At 65.7% G+C, this 21353-nt stretch carries 22 protein-coding genes; 8 read left to right on the top strand and 14 right to left on the bottom strand.

The genetic code is table 11. The features are described from left to right. The first annotated feature begins 81 nt into the window (after positions 1-81). Genes N0B71_RS12050 through lipA form a run of 3 tightly spaced genes read left to right on the top strand, consistent with a single transcriptional unit; the run spans position 82 to position 2038 of the window. Positions 82-393 (top strand): DUF493 domain-containing protein, encoded by a 312-nt coding sequence (locus N0B71_RS12050; RefSeq protein WP_259759104.1) that lies wholly within the window; start codon positions 82-84, stop codon positions 391-393. Further along, a complete protein-coding gene (gene lipB / locus N0B71_RS12055; protein WP_259759105.1) occupies positions 393-1037 on the top strand; it encodes a lipoyl(octanoyl) transferase LipB in 645 nt (214 codons plus the stop codon). Before N0B71_RS12050 ends, lipB begins: the two co-directional genes overlap by 1 nt. A 5-nt stretch (positions 1038-1042) precedes the next feature. Continuing rightward, positions 1043-2038: a lipoyl synthase gene (gene lipA, locus N0B71_RS12060; RefSeq protein WP_259759106.1), complete on the top strand. Its 996-nt coding sequence runs from the start codon at positions 1043-1045 to the stop codon at positions 2036-2038. A gap of 89 nt (positions 2039-2127) precedes the next feature. Here the strand turns inward: lipA and N0B71_RS12065 are convergent, their stop codons facing one another. From N0B71_RS12065 to arfA, 3 genes are all read right to left on the bottom strand, one after another. Continuing rightward, positions 2128-3387 carry a lytic murein transglycosylase gene (locus N0B71_RS12065; protein WP_259759107.1) on the bottom strand — a complete coding sequence of 420 codons (1260 nt, stop codon included), beginning with the start codon at positions 3385-3387 and terminating at the stop codon, positions 2128-2130. A 257-nt stretch (positions 3388-3644) separates the two neighbouring features. Next, positions 3645-3944, bottom strand: coding sequence for a hypothetical protein (locus N0B71_RS12070; RefSeq protein ID WP_259759108.1), 300 nt, complete (start codon positions 3942-3944; stop codon positions 3645-3647). Positions 3945-4015: 71 nt separating this feature from the next. Next, positions 4016-4168 (bottom strand): alternative ribosome rescue factor ArfA, encoded by a 153-nt coding sequence (gene arfA / locus N0B71_RS12075; protein ID WP_045215115.1) that lies wholly within the window; start codon positions 4166-4168, stop codon positions 4016-4018. Positions 4169-4345: 177 nt separating this feature from the next. On the opposite strand from arfA, the gene N0B71_RS12080 reads away from it, so the two are divergent. Further along, a complete protein-coding gene (locus N0B71_RS12080) occupies positions 4346-4696 on the top strand; it encodes a YciI family protein (protein ID WP_259759109.1) in 351 nt (116 codons plus the stop codon). A 447-nt stretch (positions 4697-5143) separates the two neighbouring features. Then, complete coding sequence (locus N0B71_RS12085; RefSeq protein ID WP_259759110.1) at positions 5144-6376, top strand: MFS transporter; 1233 nt, start codon at positions 5144-5146, stop codon at positions 6374-6376. A 40-nt stretch (positions 6377-6416) separates the two neighbouring features. On the opposite strand, the gene holA is transcribed toward N0B71_RS12085, so the two are convergent. The 3 genes from holA to leuS all read right to left on the bottom strand — a co-directional run bounded on the left by holA (position 6417) and on the right by leuS (position 10807). Next, on the bottom strand, positions 6417-7454 hold the full coding sequence (gene holA, locus N0B71_RS12090) for a DNA polymerase III subunit delta (protein ID WP_259759111.1): 1038 nt from the start codon (positions 7452-7454) through the stop codon (positions 6417-6419). Between the two features lie 36 nt (positions 7455-7490). Continuing rightward, positions 7491-8105: an LPS-assembly lipoprotein LptE gene (locus N0B71_RS12095; RefSeq protein ID WP_259759112.1), complete on the bottom strand. Its 615-nt coding sequence runs from the start codon at positions 8103-8105 to the stop codon at positions 7491-7493. An 80-nt stretch (positions 8106-8185) separates the two neighbouring features. Then, positions 8186-10807 (bottom strand): leucine--tRNA ligase, encoded by a 2622-nt coding sequence (leuS, locus tag N0B71_RS12100; RefSeq protein ID WP_259759113.1) that lies wholly within the window; start codon positions 10805-10807, stop codon positions 8186-8188. Between the two features lie 235 nt (positions 10808-11042). Between leuS and N0B71_RS12105 the strand changes: the two genes are divergently transcribed. After that, positions 11043-11474, top strand: coding sequence for a hypothetical protein (locus N0B71_RS12105; RefSeq protein ID WP_259759114.1), 432 nt, complete (start codon positions 11043-11045; stop codon positions 11472-11474). A gap of 45 nt (positions 11475-11519) precedes the next feature. Further along, entirely contained in the window at positions 11520-12281 is a 762-nt protein-coding gene (locus N0B71_RS12110) for a YdcF family protein (RefSeq protein ID WP_259759115.1), read from the top strand. A gap of 192 nt (positions 12282-12473) precedes the next feature. On the opposite strand, the gene lnt is transcribed toward N0B71_RS12110, so the two are convergent. The 5 genes from lnt to miaB all read right to left on the bottom strand — a co-directional run bounded on the left by lnt (position 12474) and on the right by miaB (position 18026). Then, positions 12474-14006 (bottom strand): apolipoprotein N-acyltransferase, encoded by a 1533-nt coding sequence (gene lnt / locus N0B71_RS12115; protein ID WP_259759116.1) that lies wholly within the window; start codon positions 14004-14006, stop codon positions 12474-12476. A gap of 261 nt (positions 14007-14267) precedes the next feature. Then, positions 14268-15107 (bottom strand): HlyC/CorC family transporter, encoded by an 840-nt coding sequence (locus N0B71_RS12120; protein ID WP_015475436.1) that lies wholly within the window; start codon positions 15105-15107, stop codon positions 14268-14270. Positions 15108-15128: 21 nt separating this feature from the next. Beyond that, the gene (gene ybeY, locus N0B71_RS12125; protein ID WP_259759117.1) at positions 15129-15590 is read right to left on the bottom strand and encodes an rRNA maturation RNase YbeY; all 462 of its coding nucleotides are present in this window, start codon (positions 15588-15590) and stop codon (positions 15129-15131) included. Next, complete coding sequence (locus N0B71_RS12130) at positions 15583-16584, bottom strand: PhoH family protein (protein WP_259759118.1); 1002 nt, start codon at positions 16582-16584, stop codon at positions 15583-15585. The genes ybeY and N0B71_RS12130 overlap by 8 nt, the downstream gene beginning before the upstream one ends. A 104-nt stretch (positions 16585-16688) precedes the next feature. Beyond that, positions 16689-18026 carry a tRNA (N6-isopentenyl adenosine(37)-C2)-methylthiotransferase MiaB gene (gene miaB, locus N0B71_RS12135; protein ID WP_259759119.1) on the bottom strand — a complete coding sequence of 446 codons (1338 nt, stop codon included), beginning with the start codon at positions 18024-18026 and terminating at the stop codon, positions 16689-16691. 137 nt (positions 18027-18163) lie between these two features. On the opposite strand from miaB, the gene N0B71_RS12140 reads away from it, so the two are divergent. Next, positions 18164-18493, top strand: coding sequence for a DUF1820 family protein (locus N0B71_RS12140; protein ID WP_088421405.1), 330 nt, complete (start codon positions 18164-18166; stop codon positions 18491-18493). A 117-nt stretch (positions 18494-18610) separates the two neighbouring features. On the opposite strand, the gene N0B71_RS12145 is transcribed toward N0B71_RS12140, so the two are convergent. From N0B71_RS12145 to thiE, 3 genes are all read right to left on the bottom strand, one after another. Continuing rightward, positions 18611-19153 carry a tetratricopeptide repeat protein gene (locus tag N0B71_RS12145; RefSeq protein WP_017521798.1) on the bottom strand — a complete coding sequence of 181 codons (543 nt, stop codon included), beginning with the start codon at positions 19151-19153 and terminating at the stop codon, positions 18611-18613. Positions 19154-19381: 228 nt separating this feature from the next. Continuing rightward, positions 19382-20668: a glutamate-1-semialdehyde 2,1-aminomutase gene (hemL, locus tag N0B71_RS12150; RefSeq protein ID WP_259759120.1), complete on the bottom strand. Its 1287-nt coding sequence runs from the start codon at positions 20666-20668 to the stop codon at positions 19382-19384. A 42-nt stretch (positions 20669-20710) separates the two neighbouring features. Next, positions 20711-21340 (bottom strand): thiamine phosphate synthase, encoded by a 630-nt coding sequence (thiE, locus tag N0B71_RS12155; RefSeq protein WP_259759121.1) that lies wholly within the window; start codon positions 21338-21340, stop codon positions 20711-20713. Positions 21341-21353: the final 13 nt, after the last annotated feature.

Raw genomic sequence — 21353 nt, forward strand, 5'->3', positions numbered from 1 at the left:
CCGGCATTCGTCGTCCGATCCACCCGGAGCGTCCCCATCCCGGACGCTCATGCGGAGGCGGGCCACCCGCCCGCGAGAGCCATGACTGATACCCCTGATACCGTCGATCCTCTCAAGACCGAGAACGAACAGCCCGCGCCGAAGATCGAGTTCCCCTGCGAACGCTACCCGATCAAGGTCATCGGCGATGCTGGCGAAGGCTTCTCCGACCTGGTGATCGAAGTCATCCAGCGCCACGCGCCGGACCTGGACATCACCACCCTGGTCACCCGCGACAGCCGCAACGGCCGCTTCCTGTCCGTGCAGGTGCTGATCACCGCCACCGGCGTCGACCAACTGCAGAACATCCATAAAGACCTGCGCGCCACCGGCCGCGTCCACATGGTGCTCTGATGGGCGAAACGCTGGGCTTTCGTGAGCTGGGAATCCTTCCTTACGAGCCGACCTGGCACGCCATGCAGCGCTTCACCGCCGAGCGCGACGCCGTTACGCCCGATGAAGTCTGGCTGCTCGAACACGAGCGCGTATTCACCCAGGGCCAGGCCGGCAAGGCCGAGCACGTGCTGTTCCCCGGCGACATCCCGGTGGTGCAGGTGGACCGCGGCGGCCAGGTGACCTACCACGGCCCCGGCCAGCTGGTGGCCTACCTGTTGCTCGATGTGCGCCGCTCCGGCATCGGCGTGCGCGACCTGGTCTCGCGCATCGAGCAGAGCCTGATCGGCCTGCTCGCCAGCTACGGTGTGACCGCTGTGTCCAAACCCGATGCGCCGGGCGTCTATGTGGACGGCGCGAAGATCGCATCCCTCGGCCTGCGCATCCGCAACGGCCGTTCCTTCCATGGCCTGGCACTGAACGTGGACATGGACCTGGAACCCTTTCGACGCATCAATCCCTGCGGTTACGCAGGCATGGCCATGACCCAGCTGAGTCAGCTGGCCGGCCCCATCGCATTGGCCGATGTGCGCGAGCGCCTGCGTGGCGAACTCGTCGAACGCCTTGGCTACGCGGGACAGAAGACCCTAACGGGCGGGATCTAACCTAGATGAGCACTGTTGTGGAGAATTCCGGCCAGGCCGCCCCGGCCGCCAAGCCGGGCAAGGTGGAAGTCGGCGTCAAGCTGCGCGGCGCAGAGAAGGTCGCGCGCATTCCGGTGAAGATCATTCCCACCGAGGAGCTGCCGAAGAAGCCCGACTGGATTCGCGTGCGCATCCCGGTTTCCCCCGAGGTCGATCGCATCAAGCAACTGCTGCGCAAGCACAAGCTGCACAGCGTCTGCGAGGAAGCGTCCTGCCCGAACCTGGGCGAGTGCTTCTCCGGCGGCACCGCGACCTTCATGATCATGGGCGACATCTGCACCCGTCGCTGCCCGTTCTGCGACGTCGGCCACGGCCGGCCGAAGCCGCTGGATGTCGACGAGCCGACCAACCTCGCCATCGCCATCGCCGACCTGCGCCTGAAGTACGTGGTGATCACCTCGGTGGACCGCGACGACCTGCGTGACGGCGGCGCCCAGCACTTTGCCGACTGCCTGCGCGAGATCCGCAAGCTGTCCCCGGGCATCCAGCTGGAAACCCTGGTCCCGGACTACCGCGGTCGCATGGACATTGCCCTGGAAATCACCGCCAACGAGCCGCCGGACGTGTTCAACCACAACCTGGAAACCGTGCCGCGCCTGTACAAGTCCTCCCGTCCGGGGTCCGACTTCGAGTGGTCGCTGGACCTGCTGCAGAAGTTTAAGCAGATGGTCCCGCACGTACCGACCAAGTCCGGCCTGATGCTCGGCCTGGGCGAGACCGACGAGGAAGTCATCGAAGTCATGCACCGCATGCGCGAGCACGACATCGACATGCTGACCCTTGGCCAGTACCTGCAGCCCTCGCGCAACCACCTGCCGGTGCAGCGCTTCGTCCACCCGGACACCTTCGCCTGGTTCGCCGAGGAAGGTGAGAAGATGGGCTTCAAGAACGTCGCCTCCGGCCCGCTGGTGCGCTCCTCGTACCACGCCGACCAACAGGCGCACGGCAGCAAGATCGGCTGATCCATCGCCGCTGCCGCACTCGCAAAAAGGCCGCTTCGCAGGAAGCGGCCTTTTTCGTTTGGGCCCGTATGGGCGGCGCCGTCTCTGCTTCAGGTGGCGCGCAAGCGGGACAGCAGCTGCGTGGAGGCGTAGCCGTCGGCGGGCACGCCGATGGACTGCTGGAACGAACGGATCGCCTTGCGCGTATTGGCGCCGATGATGCCGTCCGCCGTGCCGGGCTGGTAACCGCGGGTGGCGAGCAACTGCTGCAGCTCGATGCGCTCGGAGCGGCTCAGCGGCGTGTCACCCACCGGCCAACTGCCGGCCAGCTGTCCGCCGCCCTTGAAGCTGTCCGCCAGCAAGCCCACCGCCAGCGCATAGGAGGTGGAATTGTTGTAGCTGAGGATGGTGCGGAAATTGTCGGTGATCAGGAAAGCCGGCCCACGGTACCCGGCGGGCAACAGCAGCGAGACGCTGGCTTGCGGGGCGCTCGGCAGGTTGCCGCTGGCCACCCTGACGCCCTGGCGCAGCCATTCGCTCATCGGTTTGCGGATGTCCATGTCCGCCTGGGCATAGTCGAAGCCCTGCGGCAGGCGGACTTCGAAGCCCCAGCTCTGCCCACGCCGCCAGCCGGAGCTCTTCAGGTAGTTGGCGGTGGAGGCCAGCGCATCGCTGGAGGAACCCCAGATATCGCGCCGGCCGTCGCCGTCGAAGTCCACGGCGTAGCGGTTGTACGTGGTGGGGATGAACTGCGTCTGCCCCATGGCGCCGGCCCAGGAGCCGATCATGTTGCTGGCCGGCACATCACCGTGCTGGATGATCTGCAGCGCGGCGATCAACTGCTCGCGGCCGAAGTCCGGGCGGCGGCCTTCGTAGCCGAGGGTGGCGAGGGAACGGATAACGTTCTTGCTGCCCATCTGCTGGCCGAAATTGCTTTCCATGCCCCAGATCGCCACCACCGCCTCGCGGTCGACGCCATAGGTGGCCTCGATGCGTTGCAGCACGTCGGCGTTTTCCAGCGCGCGATCCTGGCCATTGCGCACGCGGGCGGCCGACACGGCGCTGTCCAGGTATTGCCAGACGGGGCGGGTGAATTCGGGCTGGCTGCGGTCGGCGGTCACCACCGAGTCATCCGGTTCGATGCCGGCGAAGGCGCGGTCGAAGGTCTGCGCCGTGATGCCGGCGGCCAGGGCCTGCACGCGGAAACCGTCACGCCATTGGGCGAAGCTCTGCGTGGGGCGCGCGTGTTCCGCGGCGGCACCCTTGGGCGGCGGCTCGGTGCAGGAGGTCAGCAGGCCGAAGCTGGCCAGGGACAAGGCGGCGACGAGCAGGCAGCGTTGGCCGACAACAGGTGAAACGGGCTTGCGCATTGCTCTCCTCGGGAACGGGCAGGCGAGGGGCCACCTTAGCATGGCCTCTGTGACGCGTCTGCGTCGGGCGCGGATGACGGGTTTGCAGATTCGATGGCGCGGGCGGGGGAAAATTCCCCTTCCGTCTGGATACCCGTCGAGTGGCACATCGGCTGGCAGGCCTATAGGTGCCTGGGCTCCACTCCCTTCAGGGGACGGGCGAAGTACGCGCAGATGTCCCGGTGGGATCTCCGCCGTACCGGCTGCGCGCGGCGCCGCTACTGCTTGGGCTGGCTGCCGGTTTCCTGGTCGACCTTGGGCGCGCTCTGGTTCAGCTCCTTGAGCATGTCGTCGTACGCCGCGCAGTCGTCCGGGCGCTGTTCGCTGGAGCGGGACTTCTTCATCTCGGCGAGCTTTTCGTTGAGCTTCTGTGCACGTTGCGGATCGCTGCGCGTCACTTCGGTGACTTTGGCGGCCACTTGCTTGCCCTTGGCTTCGGCTTCCTGGTCGGAGCAGAACGCATGGGCGGACAGGCTGAAGGGCAGGGCGAGGATGGCGAGGATGAGCGGCGCTTTCATGGCGGACCTCCAAGGCAGGGTTGTCCGGTTGAAAGCAAAAGGGCGGGAGTGGTTCAGGTTTTCTGAGGTTTTCAGGCCGCCAGAAGCGAAGAAGCCTCCCAGTTTCGGGAGGCTTCGCGGCGGTAGCTGCCTTTGCCTTTGAGCGGCTGTTCCTGGCGGCTGCGGAACAGCGGTTGAGCAACCAGGGACTTGGCCTTGTTCGGCCGTTTGGATTTCTTCGCCATCAGTCTTTCCTCGTTGAGGCCGGCGCCGTTGCCGGCGCGCGCATCTTCTGCCTATCTGGGACGTTTGTCCATGCCGTTGGTCACCGCCGGGCGGGCCAAGGTCACCGCGCGGCAATCGGGGCTACGCTGGGGCGACGAATCTTTCCGACACCCCGGACAATAACGAGGAAGAAGGCGATGAAATTTCTCTGCATGATCTATTTCGACGAGCGCAAGGCGGCGGAACTGCCGGAGGCCGAGCTGCGCGGCATCGTCGACGAGTGCATGACCTACAGCGAGCAACTGCGGCGCAGCGGCCATTACATCGCGGCCAATGCCCTGCTGCCGACGCCTACCGGGCGCACGTTGCGCGGCCAGGGCGACAAACTCACCGTGACCGACGGGCCGTTTGCCGAGACGCGGGAACAGTTGGGCGGTTTCTACCTGATCGAGGCGCAGAGCCTGGACGAGGCCGAGCGCATCGCCGCGAAGATCCCGCCGGGTCGGCTGGGCTGCGTGGAGGTGCGCCAGGTGCGGGAGTGGGAGTGATCGGGCTGGCAAGAAAGAAGTCGCTCCCCTGTATGAGCAACTGTCTTCATCTGAAAATATGTGCGTGTATTTTCCCTCTCCCTGAAGGGAGAGAGGACCGTACGGTGCAGGATAAAACCTAAGCATCAGCCGGCACGGACAGCTCCCTCGCCCTTCAGGGAGAGGGCTGGGGTCAGCGCAGGATTTTCCAGGTAGGAGCGCGCCATGCGCGCGATCGCGGGCATGCCCCGCTCCTACAGGGGGATGCCGAATGTCTCGCCAAGGGGCATGCGCTCATGCCTCGGTCGCATCTGATCGAACCGGGACCTGTGGCGGATTGTCGCTATTTCTGTAACAGATATTTTCAGGCGCGCAGCTGTGGTTGGCTTCCGGGCTCGGTTAGCGTGATAGCTGACTCACGAGTGCCTCGGTGTACAGCGACGGCGACGCCCCGGCTGGAGATGTGTGATGCAGCAATGGTCCCCTACCCAACGCAATGTGGTGATCGCTTCAGTGCTCGCCTGGACGCTGGATGCCTTCGATTTCTTCCTCCTGGTCTTCGTCCTCACGGATATCGCGCAGACGTTCCATGTCGACCTGCCACAGGTGTCCCTGGCGATCCTCCTGACCCTGGCCGTGCGCCCGATCGGCGCGTTGCTGTTCGGCCGCGCGGCAGAGCGCTATGGCCGGCGGCCGGTGCTGATGATCAATATCCTGATCTACTCCTTGCTGGAACTGGCCTCGGCGTTCTCGCCGAACCTGACGACCTTCCTAGTCCTGCGGGTGGTCTACGGCGTGGCCATGGGCGGCATCTGGGGCGTGGCTTCCTCGCTGGCGATGGAGACCATCCCCGAGCGGTCCCGTGGCATGGTCTCCGGGTTGTTCCAGGCCGGTTACCCGGCGGGCTACCTGATCGCTTCGATCGTCTACGGCCTGTTGTTCGAGGTGCTCGGCTGGCGCGGAATGTTCATCGTCGGTTGCCTGCCGGTCGTGCTGGTGGCGTTCATCTGGTTCAAGGTGCCGGAGTCGCCGATCTGGCAGGCGGCGCGCGAGCGCAAGGAGTCGACGCCGTTGTGGCCGGTGCTGCGCAGCCAGTGGAAGCTGTGCCTCTACGCGGTGCTGCTGATGGCCTGTTTCAACTTCTTCAGCCATGGCACGCAGGATCTCTACCCGACCTTTCTGAAGGTGCAGCATGGCTTCGATACGCACACCGTCAGCCTGATCGCGGTGACGTACAACATCGCTGCGATCCTCGGCGGCATCCTGTTCGGCAGCCTGTCCGAACGGATCGGGCGGAAGAAGGCGATCATTTGCGGCGCGCTGCTGGCGTTGCCGGTGCTGCCGCTCTGGGCCTTCAGTCACGGTGCGGTGGCGCTGGGCATCGGCGCATTTCTGATGCAGTTCATGGTGCAGGGCGCCTGGGGCGTCATTCCCGCCTACCTCAACGAACTGGCACCGGTGGGCACCCGCGCGGTGCTGCCGGGGTTCGTCTATCAGTTGGGTAACCTGATCGCCTCGGTCAACGCACCGTTGCAGGCGGAGATCGCCAAGAGCTACAGCTATGGCACGGCGATGGCCATCGTGGCCGGCGTGGTGGCGGTGCTCATCTGCGCGTTGATCAGCACCGGGCGGGATACGCGCGGGGTAGCGCTGGACCGCGGGGAAGGTCAAGCCCATCGGGCGCAGCCGGCGCGGCCCTGACAAGCCGGCGGCCCGTGCAGGGGCCGCGGGCGCGTCGGTGTCAGGCTGACGGCAGGCTGATGCGCTGCCCGGCCACCAGCAGGGCGAGGCGGGCGAGGCTGTTCCAGACGTTGCCCACCGCCTGGCCCTTGATCTGTGCGTCGATCAGCTGGGCATCCTGCAGCATCTGGTTCCAGCGGGGCGCGGTGTGGCGTTGCAGGGCCTTGCTCATCAGCGGTCGGCGCTTGTCCCAGATGGGCGGGCGGGCCTGGCTGAAGGCCTTGTCCAGCGGTACGCCCTGACTGAACTGCTGGGCGAGGCTCGCCAGCACGCGGATCTCCCGGGCCAGGGCCCAGAGGATCACCGGTGGTTCCACCCCTTCGCCGCGCAGGCCTTCGAGCATGCGCAGGCAGTGGGCGGCTTCGCCGTTGAGGGCCGCGTCGATCAGGCCGAATACATCGAAGCGCGCACTGTCAGCCACGGCGGCCTGCACGGTGTCGGCGTCGATCTGCTGGCCGTCGGCGAGCAGCTTGAGTTTCTCGATTTCCTGGGCGGCAGCCAGCAGGTTGCCTTCGACCCGTGCGGCGATCAGGTCCACCGCGTCCTGGCTGGCGGCAAGGCCCGCCTGGGACAGGCGCTGGCGAATCCACTGCGGCAACTGGTGCACGTCGATCGGCCATATCTGGATGAACTGCGCGGCATCGCCGTCGATCAGGGCCTTGGCCCACTTGGTCTTCTGCGTGCTGCCGTCGAGCTTGGGCAGGCTGACCAGCAGGACGGTGTCCTCCGGCGGGCGCTGCAGGTATTCCTGGAGGATCGCCGCGCCCTTGTCACCGGGCTTGCCCGAGGGCAGGCGCAGTTCGATGAGGCGCTTTTCGGCGAACAGCGAGAGGCTGGCACCGGCTTCGAGCAGTTGGCCCCAGTCGAAGTTGGCTTCGGCGTTGAACACCTGGCGTTCGCCAAAATCACGCTGGCGGCAGGCGGCGCGGATGGCGTCGCAGGCTTCCTGGCAGAGCAACGGTTCGTCGCCGCTGACCACGTAGACGGGCGCGAGGTTGCCTTGCAGGTGCTTCGCGAGTTGTCCGGGATTGAGCTTCATAATGAGAAAGGGGCCGGTTGGCCGGCCCCTTGTCGCTTACTGTGCTTTCGGGAATTCGATCGGCGACTGCTGCGGCTGAGACTTGGCAGCCTCGTCCGCGGCCTTGAGCGCCTCGGCTTCGGCCTTGGCCTTGGCTTCCGCCTTGGCTTGCAGGTCGTCGAGCTGGGCCGGGGTGATCAACTGCAGGCGGGTGACCATCTGCTGGACCAGGTCGCGGCGCATCTCGTTGCGGATCTGCTGGGCTTCCTGGTCGGAGCCGATCAGGTTGTTCTCGTCCTGCACGTAGACCTTGCGCACCTGCACCTGGTTGGCGAGCAGCAGCAGGTTGTCACTGCCGCGGATCTCGTAGCTCAGGGTGTTGGTCAGCTCGTTTTCCGCACTGCGCGCGGAGCTGGTGTAGCTTACCGAGCGGCTGGTGGTTTCTTCACGGGCAAGGATCAGGTGATACGGCGCGCGGGAGACGACTTTCACGCCGCTGCCTTCAAGCACCTGCTTGAGCTGTGTGACGGTTTCGCCATAGGCATTGCGCGCGCTCACGTCGATTTCCTTGAGCGCAAAGTTCGTATCGCCCAGGCCGCGCAGTTGGAAACCGCAGGCGCTCAGCACGCTGGCCAGGCCGATCAGCGCGAGGCTGGTCAGGATACGTTTCATCAAGCTTCCCTCACTCCTGTTGATCCGGTATGCCCGTGGCGAAGGTGCCACGGGCGAATGGGTCTTTTCCAGCGTTGCTGTTAGTTGGCGACGATATTGACGAGCTTGCCCGGCACCACGATGACCTTGCGGATGGTCAGGCCGTCGGTGAAGCGCAGCACGTTCTCGTTGGCGCGGGCGGCCGCTTCGACGTCCTCGCGGCTGGCGCTGGCGGGCATTTCGATGTGGCCGCGCAGCTTGCCGTTGACCTGTACCACCAACTGCAGGCTGTCCTGCACCAGGGCGGCTTCGTCGACCTGCGGCCAGCTGGCGTCGATCACGGCGCCGTCCTTGCCCAGCTCCTGCCAGATCACGTGGCAGATGTGCGGGGTGATCGGAGCGAGCAGCAGGGTGACGGTTTCCAGGCCTTCCTGCAGCAGGGCGCGGTCGGTGGCGGATTCGGCCGGGGCTTTCTCCAGCACGTTCATCAGGGTCATCACGGCGGCGATGGCGGTGTTGAACTTGTGGTGCTGGCCCACGTCCTGGCTGGCCTGGCGAATGGCCAGGTGGATGGCGCGGTGGATGGCCTTCTGCGCGTCGTCCAGGGCGGACTTGTCGACGCTGCCGGCGGGGCCCGCGTTGACGTGGCTCTGGGCCAGGCGCCAGACGCGGCGCAGGAAGCGGCTCGCGCCTTCGACGCCGGAGTCGGACCACTCGAGGCTCATGTCCGGCGGCGAGGCGAACATCATGAACAGGCGGCAGGTGTCGGCGCCGTAGGCATCGATCATGGCCTGCGGGTCCACGCCGTTGTTCTTGGACTTGGACATCTTCTCGGTGCCGCCGATTTCCACCGGCAGGCCGTCGGTCTTCAGGCGCGCGCCGATGACCTTGGCCTTGGCATCGCGCTCGACTTCGACGTCGGCCGGGTTGAACCAGTCCTTGCTGCCGTTCGGGTTGGTGCGGTAGTAGGTCTCGGCGACCACCATGCCCTGAGTCAGCAGGTTCTTGAACGGCTCGTCGGAGTCGATCAGGCCTTCGTCGCGCATCAGCTTGTGGAAGAAGCGCGCGTAGAGCAGGTGGAGGATGGCGTGCTCGATGCCGCCGATGTACTGGTCAACCGGCAGCCAGTAGTTGGCGGCCTTCTTGTCCAGCATGCCGTCTTCGAACTGCGGGCAGGCGTAGCGGGCGAAGTACCAGGAGGACTCCACGAAGGTGTCCATGGTGTCGGTTTCGCGCTTGGCCGGCTGGCCGCATTTCGGGCAGCTGCACTCGTAGAACGACGGCAGCTTGGCCAGGGGCGAACCGGCACCGTCCGGCACCACGTCCTCGGGCAGGACCACCGGCAGCTGGTCGGCCGGGACCGGCACGTCGCCACAGGCGTCGCAGTGGATGATCGGGATCGGGCAGCCCCAGTAGCGCTGGCGGCTGATGCCCCAGTCGCGCAGGCGGAACTGGGTGCGCTGCTGGCCCAGGCCCTTGGCGGCGAGGTTGGCGCCGATGGCGTCGAAGGCTGCCTGGTAGCCCAGGCCATCGTACTTGCCGGAGTTGACGGTGATGACGCTGTCGTCCTTCAGGCCGTACCACTCTTTCCAGGTGGTCGGCTCGAAGTCGTTGTCGGCGCCGACCTGGGCAATCACCTGCTGGATCGGCAGGGCGTACTTGTTGGCGAACTCGAAGTCGCGCTCGTCGTGGCCCGGAACGGCCATCACGGCGCCTTCGCCGTAGGTCATCAGGACGTAGTTGGCGATCCACACCGGCAGCTTGTCGCCGGTCAGCGGGTGCTCCACGAACAGGGAAGTGGCGACGCCTTTCTTCTCCTGGGTGGCGATGTCGGCTTCGGCGACGCCGCCGCGCTTGCACTCGTCGATGAACGCCTGCAGCGACGGATCGCGCTCGGCGGCCAGGGTGGCCAGCGGGTGCTCCGCGGCCACGGCGACGTAGGTGGCGCCCATCAGGGTGTCCGGACGGGTGGTGAAGACCTTCAGCTGGCCCGCTTCGCCGATGGAAGCCTGGTCATAGGGGAAGGCGATCTCCATGCCGCGGGACTTGCCGATCCAGTTGCGCTGCATGGTCTTGACCTGTTCCGGCCAGCCCGGCAGGTCGTCGAGGCTGGACAGCAGCTCGTCGGCGTAGGCGGTGATCTTGAAGTAGTACATCGGGATTTCGCGCTTCTCGATCAGCGCGCCCGAGCGCCAGCCGCGGCCGTCGATGACCTGCTCGTTGGCCAGTACGGTCTGGTCCACCGGGTCCCAGTTCACGGTGCCGTTCTTGCGGTAGATCACGCCCTTTTCGAACAGGCGGGTGAACAGCCACTGCTCCCAGCGGTAGTAGTCCGGCTTGCAGGTGGTGACCTCGCGGGACCAGTCGATCGCCAGGCCCAGGCTGTTGAGCTGGGACTTCATGTAGGCGATGTTGTCGTAGGTCCAGGCCGCCGGTGCGACGTTGTTCTTCATCGCGGCGTTTTCCGCCGGCATGCCGAACGCATCCCAGCCCATCGGCTGCAGGACGTTCTTGCCCTGCATGCGGTGGTAGCGGCTGATCACGTCACCGATGGTGTAGTTGCGCACGTGCCCCATGTGTAGCTTGCCGCTCGGATACGGGAACATCGACAGGCAGTAGAACTTCTCCTTGCCGGCGACTTCGTCGACGCGGAAGGAGTTGTGTTCGTTCCAGAATTTCTGGGCCTGGGATTCGATCTCGAGGGGCTGATATTGCTCGTGCATGGCGCGATTTGAACCTGTACGGAAAAGAAGTGTGCAGCCGGGGAGGTCGAGTGGCCCTCCGCTGAACCGACCCCTGAGAAGACCTGGGTCGGGCGGCTACAGAAAGCCTCGTAGCATACATGACCCCCACCCGAGCCGGTAGCCCGCGCCGTTTGTCGCACGCTCGGTGTGGCGCGGGGTGTGCCGCTAAGCTTTGCCTGAGGGCGGGAGGTTTCCGCCTGTCTTGAGGTGACTGATGGCTGAGCTGCATCGCGCAAGTGCGTCGGGTTCCGGTCTGTATGAACGGTTGTTGCAACGGCTCGCGCTGGCCCTGGATGAGGCCGACACCGCAGAGCGACTACGTGACGAATGCCCCGTGGAACTGGAGTTGCGCGGTTTGAGCAGTGCCGAGATGGAGTTGATCAGGGCGTATCTGGACCAGGATGTGAATTGGCTGCGCGGCTGGCATGCCGCGGCGGAGGAACTCGCCCTGCTGGAGCGCGCGCCGGCCCGTGCGCCGCGCCATGTGCGCCACCCGGTGCCGCCCAGTCGGCCGCGTCTGGTGCCGCGCCCGCAGCAATTGCAGTGCGCGCTGTGCGGCTCGCCGGTGGCCTGGAGTCGCCATCAGGGCGTGCTGCCGTGCACGTCGTGCGGATCGCAGCTGTTCCGCAACGCCAAGGCACGCTGAGAACTTCCCGATCCGTTAGGCTTGGCGCTCGACAAGGAGTCGCCAATGCCTATCCGCTTCATCCTCAAACAGATTTTCATGCCGCCGGGGCTGCTGCTCCTGTTGCTGCTGCTGGGTTTCCTGCTGCGTCGGCGCTACCCGCGCGTGTCGGCATGGTGCTTCTTTTCCGGTTTCTTCGGCCTGCTGCTGATGAGCCTGCCGGTGACGGTGGAGTGGGGCGCGCGCCAGCTGGAGCAGCAGGCACCGCTCAGGCAGGCGGACTGGGCGGGGCTCGCGCAGCGCGCCGACGCCATTGTGGTGCTGGGCGCCGGCCGGGTGCGCGGGGATCGGGCGTGGCAGGACGACCAGCCCGGCCTCATGGCCCGCGAGCGCATTCGCTACGCCGCCCGCCTGGCCAAGGCCAGCGGGCTGCCCGTGCTGACCTCCGGTGGGCTGCATTACGGCACGCCGCCTTCCGAGGCGCGGATCATGACGCAGAGCCTGCTGGACGATTACGGCGTGCCGGTGCGCTGGGAAGAAGGCCGCAGCCGCACGACCTGGGAGAACGCGCAGTTCAGCGCGCAAATGCTGCGCGAGGCAGGGATCCAGCGGGTGGTGCTGGTGACTAGTGCCATCCACATGCCCCGTTCGATCTGGAGTTTCGAGAAGGCCGGCCTGCAGGTGGTGCCGGCGCCGGCGGGCTATCTCGGCACGGATGACGAGGTGCCCCTGGGCGGCTGGCTGCCCGAAGGACGAGCGATCTGGCAGAGCGGGCAGCTGCTCAACGAGGCGATCGGGTTGGTCGGGTATCGGTTGTTCTATCGCTAGCAGGTTCTTGTAGGAGCGGACTCTGTCCGCGATTGTTTCCGGCGCGATGCGGCCTATCGCGGACGAAGTCCGCTCCTACAGGAATACCTACGATCTGCCAGAGCGAGAAAGCTCCTGTAGGAGCGAGCTTGCTCGCGAACCCGATAGCGGCAATGAAAAAGGGCCTCGCAATGAGGCCCTTTTTCGTCGGAGTCAGCCGAACAGCCGGCGTTCTTCGGGGTGGGTGCGGCGGCGCACCAGCGCCCACACCAGCAGCACCGCGCTGAGGATCGCCAGCGGCCAGACGCGCCATTGCAGGTAGGGCGTCAGGCCCTGCATCGGCACGACTTCGCCGCGCAGCACGCCTTGCTGGAACTGCGGAATCTGCACCGCCAGCTTGCCGAACGGGTCGATCAGCGCGGTCACGCCGTTGTTGGTGCCGCGCACCATCCAGCGCCCGGCTTCCAGGGCGCGCATCTGCGCCATCTGCAGGTGCTGCAGCGGGCCGATGGAGGTGCCGAACCAGGCGTCGTTGCTGATAGTCAGCAGCAGCTGGCTTTGCGCCGCCAGTTCGGCCGCGAACTCCGGATAGACCACTTCGTAGCAGATGTACGGCGCCACGGCGTAACCCTTGGCCTTGAGCAGTGGCTGGTCGGCCGGACCGCGGGCGAAGTCGGACATGGGCAGGTCGAAGAAGGCGATCAGGCCGCGCAGCAGGTCCTGCAGCGGGACGTATTCACCGAAGGGCACCAGCTTCTGCTTCAGGTAGTTGCCGCTGCCTTCGCCGAGCACGGTGATGCCGTTGTAGTAGCGAATGCCCTCGGCGGTCTTCTCGCGCACCGGCACGCCGGTGATCAGCGCGGCTTTCTTGGCGGTGGCGACGCCGTTGATCATCTCCAGGTAGCCGGTGGCCTGGTCCTTGAGCACCGGCACGGCGGTTTCCGGCCAGACGATCAGGTCCACGCCGTTCTGCTCGGCGGTCAGGTCGCGGTACAGCTCCAGCTGGTGGGTGATGGCCTTCGGGTCCCATTTCATTTCCTGGGCGATGTTGCCTTGCAGGGCGGCGACCTTCAGCGGCGCGCCGGCCGGGGTAGTCCAGGCGTGGCCCTTGTAGCCCAGGCCAGCGGCCCAGGGCGCGATCAGCAGGATCAGCCCGGTGACCAGGCGCGAGGGGCGTTGGGTCAGGGCCGGGATATTGATGATCAGCGCGCCGGTCAGGGCGATGGCGAAGGACACCAGCCATACGCCGCCCAGCGGGGCGAGGCCGGCGAGCGGGCCGTCCAGCTGGCTGTAGCCCGCGTAGAGCCAGGGGAAGCCGGTGAGGAACCAGCTGCGGAACAGCTCCAGCACCACCCACAGCGCGGCGAAGGCCAGCGCATCGCTGACCGGCGCGTTGTTGCGGCGGAAGAACTTTGCCCAGACCCAGGCGGGCAAGGCGAAGAAGAAGGCGACGCCGGCGCTGAAACCGCCCACCAGGAAGCCGGCCAGGGGGCCGGAGGCGCCACCGAAGTTGTGGATGCTGAAGTAGATCCAGCTGGTGCCGGCGATGAAAGCGCCGAAGCCGTACCACCAGCCGCGCCAGAGCGCCGAGCCGGGCGTGGTGCCGCGCAGGCCGAGGTAGAACAGGGCCAGTGACAACACCGCCAGCGGCCAGTAGCCGAACGGAGCCAGGGTCAGCGGGGTGAGCGCGCCAGCGGCCAGGGCGAGCAGATGGCCTGGCAGGCCGGGGCGGGTGATCCAGCGCATCGGGAATCCTTGTGGCGGTTAAGCGATGCGCAAGAGTAATGGAGAGACGAACGGTAGGCTATGGGGATGAAAGCCAAAAGCCATGAGCTGACTGCGGCGGGATGTTGCAGGAAAGGTCGGGGCTGATTGTAGGAGCGAGCTTGCTCGCGAACAGATTTACCGGCGAGTCAGCTATCAGGCCGGTTCGCGAGCAAGCTCGCTCCTACAGGATCGGTTTCTGCGGCGTACCACCGCGAACGGTAGTACGCCCAGCAGTTCGGCTCAGTCCTGCAGCGGGGTGAGGCGCAGCAGGTGCAGCCGGCGGCTGTCCGCGTTCAGCACGCGGAAACGGAAACCGCCCAGTTCGGTGGTTTCGTTGCGCTTGGGCAGGTGGCCGAAGGCGCTCATCACCACGCCGCCGACGGTGTCGAATTCCTCGTCGGAGAATTCCGCACCGAAGAAATCGTTGAAGGCTTCCACCGGGGTCAGTGCCTTGACGATGAAGTCACCGCTGGGCAGCGGCTTGATGTAGCTGTCTTCCTCGACGTCGTGCTCATCCTCGATGTCGCCGACGATCTGCTCCAGCACGTCCTCGATGGTCACCAGCCCGGCCACGCCGCCGTATTCGTCGATGACGATGGCCATGTGGTTGCGGTTGGCGCGGAACTCGCGCAGCAGCACGTTCAGGCGCTTGGACTCGGGCACGAAGGTGGCCGGGCGCAGCAGGTCCTTGATGTTGAAGGCATGGTTCTGGTCGTGAAGGATCAGCGGCAGCAGGTCCTTGGCCAGCAGCACGCCCATGATGTCGTCCAGGCTCTCGCCGATCACCGGGTATCGCGAGTGCGCCGCTTCGATGATGGCGGGGAGGAAGTCGGCAGGTTTCTGCGTCGACTTGATGGAGATCATCTGCGAGCGCGGGATCATGATGTCGCGAACCTGGAGGTCCGCCACCTGGATCGCACCTTCGACGATGGACAGCGCTTCGCTGTCCAGCAGCTTGTTGTCGTGGGCTTCGCGCAGCAGCTCAAGCAGCTCCTGGCGGTTTCTCGGCTCATGGGCAAAAGCCTGGGTGATCTTGTCCAACCATGACTTGTGCCCATTGCTCGATCGGTCTTCGCTCATCTTTTCCTTGCTCGGTGGCTTTTATTCTTCATCGGCCGCGTACGGGTCGGGGTGACCCAGTTCGGCCAGCAATTCCCGTTCCAGGCCTTCCATTTCCTCGGCTTCGGCATCGTCGATGTGATCGTAGCCGAGCAGGTGGAGACAGCCGTGGATGACCAGGTGGGCCCAGTGGGCCTCGGCGGACTTGCCCTGTTCGGCGGCCTCGCGGGTGACCACGGGGGCGCAGATCACCAGGTCGCCGAGCAGCGGGATGTCCAGCAGCTCATCGGGAACGTCGGCGGGGAAGGACAGTACGTTGGTGGCGTAGTCCTTGTGTCGCCAGGTCTTGTTCAGTTCGCGCCCTTCGGCTTCGTCCACCAGGCGGATGGTGAGTTCAGAATCGTTCTGGCGCTGGCGCAGGGCCAGTTCGCACCAGTGACGGAACTGCGCCTCGCTCGGCAGGCCAGGCGTTTGCGAGGCGACCTGCAGGTCCAGTTCAAGCATGTTTGTTGCCCTGGCCTTCCACGCCGGTCAGGCGATTCTCGTAGGCGTCGTAGGCATCGACGATGCGCTGCACCAGCGGGTGGCGCACCACGTCCTTGGACTTGAAGTGGGTGAAGCTGATGCCGGGAACGTCGCGCAGCACTTCCATCACGTGCTTGAGACCCGAGCGCGTGCCTTTGGGCAGGTCGACCTGGGTGACGTCGCCGGTGATCACCGCGGTGGAGCCGAAGCCGATGCGGGTGAGGAACATCTTCATCTGTTCCATCGTGGTGTTCTGGCTTTCGTCGAGGATGATGAAGCTGTTGTTCAGCGTGCGGCCGCGCATGTAGGCCAGCGGCGCGACCTCGATCACCTGGCGTTCGATCAGCTTGGCCACGGTCTCGAAGCCGAGCATCTCGTACAGGGCGTCGTACAGCGGGCGCAGGTAGGGGTCGATCTTCTGCGACAGGTCGCCGGGCAGGAAGCCGAGTTTCTCGCCGGCTTCCACCGCCGGGCGTACCAACAGGATGCGGCGGATCTGCTCGCGTTCCAGGGCGTCCACGGCGCAGGCCACGGCGAGATAGGTCTTGCCGGTGCCGGCCGGGCCGATGCCGAAGTTGATGTCGTGGTCGAGGATCGCCTTGACGTAGCGCTGCTGGTTGGCGCCGCGCGGGCGGATGTGCGCCTTGCGCGTCTTGAGCGTCACCAGCGGGGCGGCCGGCTCGCTGGCCAGGTCTTCCAGGCCGGATTCCTGCAGGAACAGGTGGACCATGTCGGGCGTCAGCTCGGTGCCGTTCTGCACTTCACGGTAGAGGCGCTGCAGGAGGTTCTCGGCCGCTTGGGTGCGCTCGGGCTCACCGACCAGTTCGAACTGGTTGCCGCGGTTGCGGATCTCGATGCCGAGGCGCTTCTCGATCTGGTGCAGGTGTTCGTCGAACTGGCCGCACAGGTTGGCGAAGCTGCGGGCCTCGAAGGGCTCGAGCATGAAACGATGGATATCCAGGGGGGCGTTCAAGGGCTGTCTAAGTCGCCGTGCTGCAAAGGGGGATGGTCGAAGAATAACCCCAGGCGACTGAGTACGAAAGTTCGGCCGCTATCGGAGTCGTCATCGGTGGGTTGTCAGTGACGTGTGTCCACCAGGGTCGCGCGCAGGGAATTGGGCAGCGCCTCGTAGATTTCCACGTCGACGAACTGGCCGATCAGGCGCGGGTTGTCGCAGCGGAAGTTGACCACGCGGTTGTTCTCGGTGCGCCCCTGCAACTGACCGGGGTCGCGCTTGGCGTAATCGGTGACGAGGATGCGCTGGATGCTGCCGACCATCCGTCGGCTGATCTCGAAGCCCTGCTGGTTCAGGCGGCTGTTGAGGATCAGCAGGCGCTGCTTCTTCACCTCGTCCGGGGTGTCGTCGACCAGGTCGGCGGCCGGGGTGCCCGGGCGCGAGCTGTAGATGAAGGAGAAGGAGAAGTCGAAACCGACGTCTTCCACCAGCTTCATGGTCTGTTCGAAGTCCTTCTCGGTCTCGCCGGGGAAGCCGACGATGAAGTCCGAACTGATGCAGATGTCCGGCACGGCGGCCTTCAGCTTGCGGATGCGCGACTTGTATTCCAGCGCGGTGTGGTTGCGCTTCATCGCGGCCAGGATGCGGTCGGAACCGGCCTGCACCGGCAGGTGGACGAACTTCACCAACTGCGGCACTTCGGCGTGGGCGGCGATCAGCGAATCGGAGAATTCCAGCGGGTGCGAGGTGGTGTAGCGGATGCGCTCGATACCATCGACCTCGGCGACCACGCGGATCAGCTCGGCGAAGTCGGCGAGGCGGCCGTCGTGGGTATGGCCACGGTAGCCGTTGACGTTCTGGCCCAGCAGGGTGACTTCCTTGACGCCGTTCTCGGCCAGGTGGATCACCTCGGCCAGCACGTCGTCGAACGGGCGGCTGACTTCCTCGCCACGGGTATAGGGCACCACGCAGAAGGTGCAGTACTTGCTGCAGCCTTCCATCACCGAGACGAAGGCGGTGGGGCCGTCGACGCGGGGCTCGGGCAGGCGGTCGAACTTTTCGATTTCCGGGAAGGACACGTCCACCTGCGGTTTGCGGGTGGCGCGGGCGGCGTCGATCATCTCCGGCAGGCGGTGCAGGGTCTGCGGGCCGAACACCACGTCGACGTAGGGCGCGCGCTCGCGGATCGCCGCGCCTTCCTGGCTGGCCACGCAGCCGCCGACACCGATCACCAAGTCCGGGTTCTGCTGCTTGAGCACGCGCCAGGCGCCCAGCTCGGAGAACACCTTCTCCTGGGCTTTCTCGCGGATCGAGCAGGTATTGAGCAGGATGACGTCGGCTTCTTCGGCCTTCTCGGTGATCTCCAGGGCCTGGTGTTCACCCAGCAGATCGGCCATGCGCGAGCTGTCGTACTCGTTCATCTGGCAACCGTGGGTCTGGATGAAAAGCTTCTTGGCCATGGAATCTGTCTTGAGCTGGTTAAAAAATGACCGCGCATTATATGCCTCGACGCCGGTGTCTACCAGCGGCGGCGCATGAGGGGCGGCTGTCTGTGCTATGCTGCGTGCCCTTTTTGTACGGCTGTCATCCTTCGTTCATGAGCAAGCGCGAGAACCCGATCTACAAGGTGGTCTTCCTCAACCAGGGCCAGGTGTACGAGATGTACGCCAAACAGATCTACCAGAGCGATCTGTGGGGCTTCCTGGAGATCGAGGAGTTCGTCTTCGGCGAGCGCACCCAGGTGGTGGTGGACCCCAGCGAGGAGAAGCTCAAGGCGCAATTCGACGGCGTCATCCGCAGCTTCGTGCCGCTGCACTCGATCATCCGCATCGACGAGGTGGAGCGCCTGGGCACCGCCAAGATCAGCGAGGCAAAGCCCAGCGGCAACGTGATGCCGTTCCCCATGCCGATGCCGAGCAAGGACTGACGCTCAGTTCTTGCTCTTGTGTAGGAGCGAGCTTGCTCGCGAACCGCCCTGCACCGAGATCAGCCGGCCAGCTCTGTTCGCGAGCAAGCTCGCTCCTACAGGGTGTCTGGCAATGAATCAGGGCAGCGGCGAGAACGGCGAGTTGCCGGCGGTCTGCAGTTCGATCAGGTAGTTGCGGAAGATTTGCCCGAGGACCTTGGTGGCGATGTCCAGCTCGTCCTTGTTCATCTGCTCGGCGACCAGGTCGGCGCTGTCCATGGCGTCTTCGGCGCCGTTGACCGCCGCCATCTTCAGCACGATGTACGCCTGCACGTTATTGGCCTTCACGCCTTCGCCGCGGAAGAACATGGTGCCCAGGCGCAGCTGTGCGTCGGCGTGGCCTTGCAGCGAGGCCTTCTCGTACCAGTGCAGGGCTGCCTGGAAGTCGCGCGGGGCGCGTTCGCCGGTGTAGAAGAATTCCCCCAGTTCGAACTGTGCCTGGGCGTCGCCGGCATTGGCGGCCTGCTGGCAACTGGCCAGGGCCTGTTGCAGCTGTTCGGGCACGGTATTCAAGGTGCAGCGTCCGGTGGCTGGAATCAGCAGCGAGTTGCCGCCCGCCTGAGTGAACAGGGGCAGTGCGAGCAACAGGCAACCCAGCAGGGTGCGACCGGAACGGTACATGGGGAGAAACGGCCTCCAGGATCGGGGCGGGTAAAACCCGGCCAGCGAAATGCGCCAGCCTTCACATTATGAAATAAGCAGGCGCTTCCTTACAAAGTCTTTACCTTCTTTTCTGTTTTTTTGCTGGAAACGGCAACTGGGGCGGGGTGGGCGTAACGCGGGGATAAAGTCCCGGAAGCCGCGGAACCCAGCGCAAGGCGCCCGGTCGGGCGCCTTGGCGAGAAGGGCTTACTTGAGCGCGGCGAAGGCGCGCTCGGCGGCGTCCAGGGTCAGTTTCAGCTCGGTTTCGCCGTGGGCGATGGAGGTGAAGCCGGCCTCGAAGGCGCTCGGCGCCAGGTAGACGCCAGCGTCCAGCATCAGGTGGAAGAAGCGCTTGAAGCGTTCCACGTCGCTGCCCATCACGTCCTCGAAGGTGACGATGTCGTCCGCGCCGCTGAAGTACAGGCCGAACATCGCGGCGCCCGCCTGGGTGGTCACGAAGGGCACACCCGCGGCGTCGGCGCGGTCCTGCAGGCCTTGCAGCATGCGGGTGGTGTAGCTGTTCAGCTCGTCGTGGAAGCCGGGGCGGCTGATCAGGCGCAGGGTAGTCAGACCGGCGGCCATGGCCAGCGGGTTGCCCGACAGGGTGCCGGCCTGGTAGACCGGGCCGAGCGGGGAAATCTGCTCCATGATCTGGCGCTTGCCGCCAAAGGCGCCGACCGGCATGCCGCCGCCAATGATCTTGCCGAAGGTCGACAGGTCCGGGGTGATGCCGTAGTGCGCCTGGGCGCCGCCCAGGGCCACGCGGAAGCCGGTCATCACTTCGTCGAAGATCAGCACCACGCCGTGCTGGTCGCACAGGCTGCGCAGGCCTTCGAGGAAGCCCGGCGCCGGCGGCACGCAGTTCATGTTGCCGGCCACCGGCTCGACGATGATGCAGGCCACGTCCTTGCCGACTTCGCCCAGGGTCTTCTCCACTGCGGCGATGTCGTTGTAAGGCAGGGTGAGGGTGTGCTTGGCGAAGGCCGCCGGCACGCCCGGGGAATTCGGCACGCCGAAGGTCAGGGCGCCGGAGCCGGCTTTCACCAGCAGGCTGTCGGAGTGGCCGTGGTAGCAGCCTTCGAACTTGATGATGCTGTCGCGGCCGGTATAGCCACGGGCCAGGCGGATGGCGCTCATGGTCGCTTCGGTGCCGGAGCTGACCATGCGCACCATGTCCATGGACGGCACCAGGGAGCAGACCAGGTCGGCCATTTCCACTTCCAGCGCGGTCGGCGCGCCGTAGGACAGGCCGTGGTCGAGCTGCTTGCGCACGGCGTCGAGCACGTCCGGGTGACTGTGGCCGAGGATCATCGGGCCCCAGGAGCCGACGTAGTCGACGTAGCGCTTGTCATCCTCGTCCACCACGTAGGCGCCTTCCGCGTGCTTGAAGAACAGCGGGGTGCCGCCGACGCTCTTGAACGCGCGCACCGGCGAGTTCACGCCACCGGGGATGTGTTTCTGGGCATTGGCGAAAAGCGTTTCGGAACGGGACATGGTGTACCTCGCGAAGCTGTGAAGGGCTGGGCGCGCGGGCGCTCAGCGGGTTTCGAAGAGTTGACTGAAGGCGCGCGCGCGCTGTTCGACTTCGGCCGGGGAGTCGGCGGCGAACAGGGCGTGGATCACGGCGATCATGTCGGCGCCGCGGGCGATCAGCTCGGGCGCGTTGTCCAGGGTGACGCCGCCGATGGCCACCAGCGGCACGTTGAAGCGGGCCTTGGCCTGCTCCAGCAGTTCGACGCTGGCGGCGGAGGCGCCGGGCTTGGTCTGGGAGGCGAAGAAGCGGCCGAAGGCGACGTAGCTGGCGCCTTCGGCGATGGCCTTCTCGGCCAGTTCGAGGCTGGCGTGGCAGGTGCCGCCGATCACCGCCTGACGGCCCAGCAGGGCGCGGGCGGCGGCCAGCGAGCCGTCGGTTTGCCCCAGGTGCACGCTGACGCCCAGGCGCGCGGCCAGTTCGGCGTCGTCATTGATCAGCAGCGTGGCGCCGTAGCGCGCACAGAGCTCGCGCAGGGCCTCGGCTTCGCGCAGGCGGCGCGAGGCGTCGTCGGACTTGTCGCGGTACTGCAGCAGCCTGGCGCCGCCCTTGAGCGCGGCTTCGACGTAGGGCAGCAGGCGGCCGCCGTCGAGCAGCTGGCTGTCGGTGATGGCGTAGAGTCCGCGCAGTTTCATCAGGGCCTCGATC

It is taken from the genome of Pseudomonas sp. GCEP-101, assembly GCF_025133575.1.
Classification (GTDB): Bacteria; Pseudomonadota; Gammaproteobacteria; order Pseudomonadales; family Pseudomonadaceae; genus Pseudomonas; species Pseudomonas nitroreducens_B.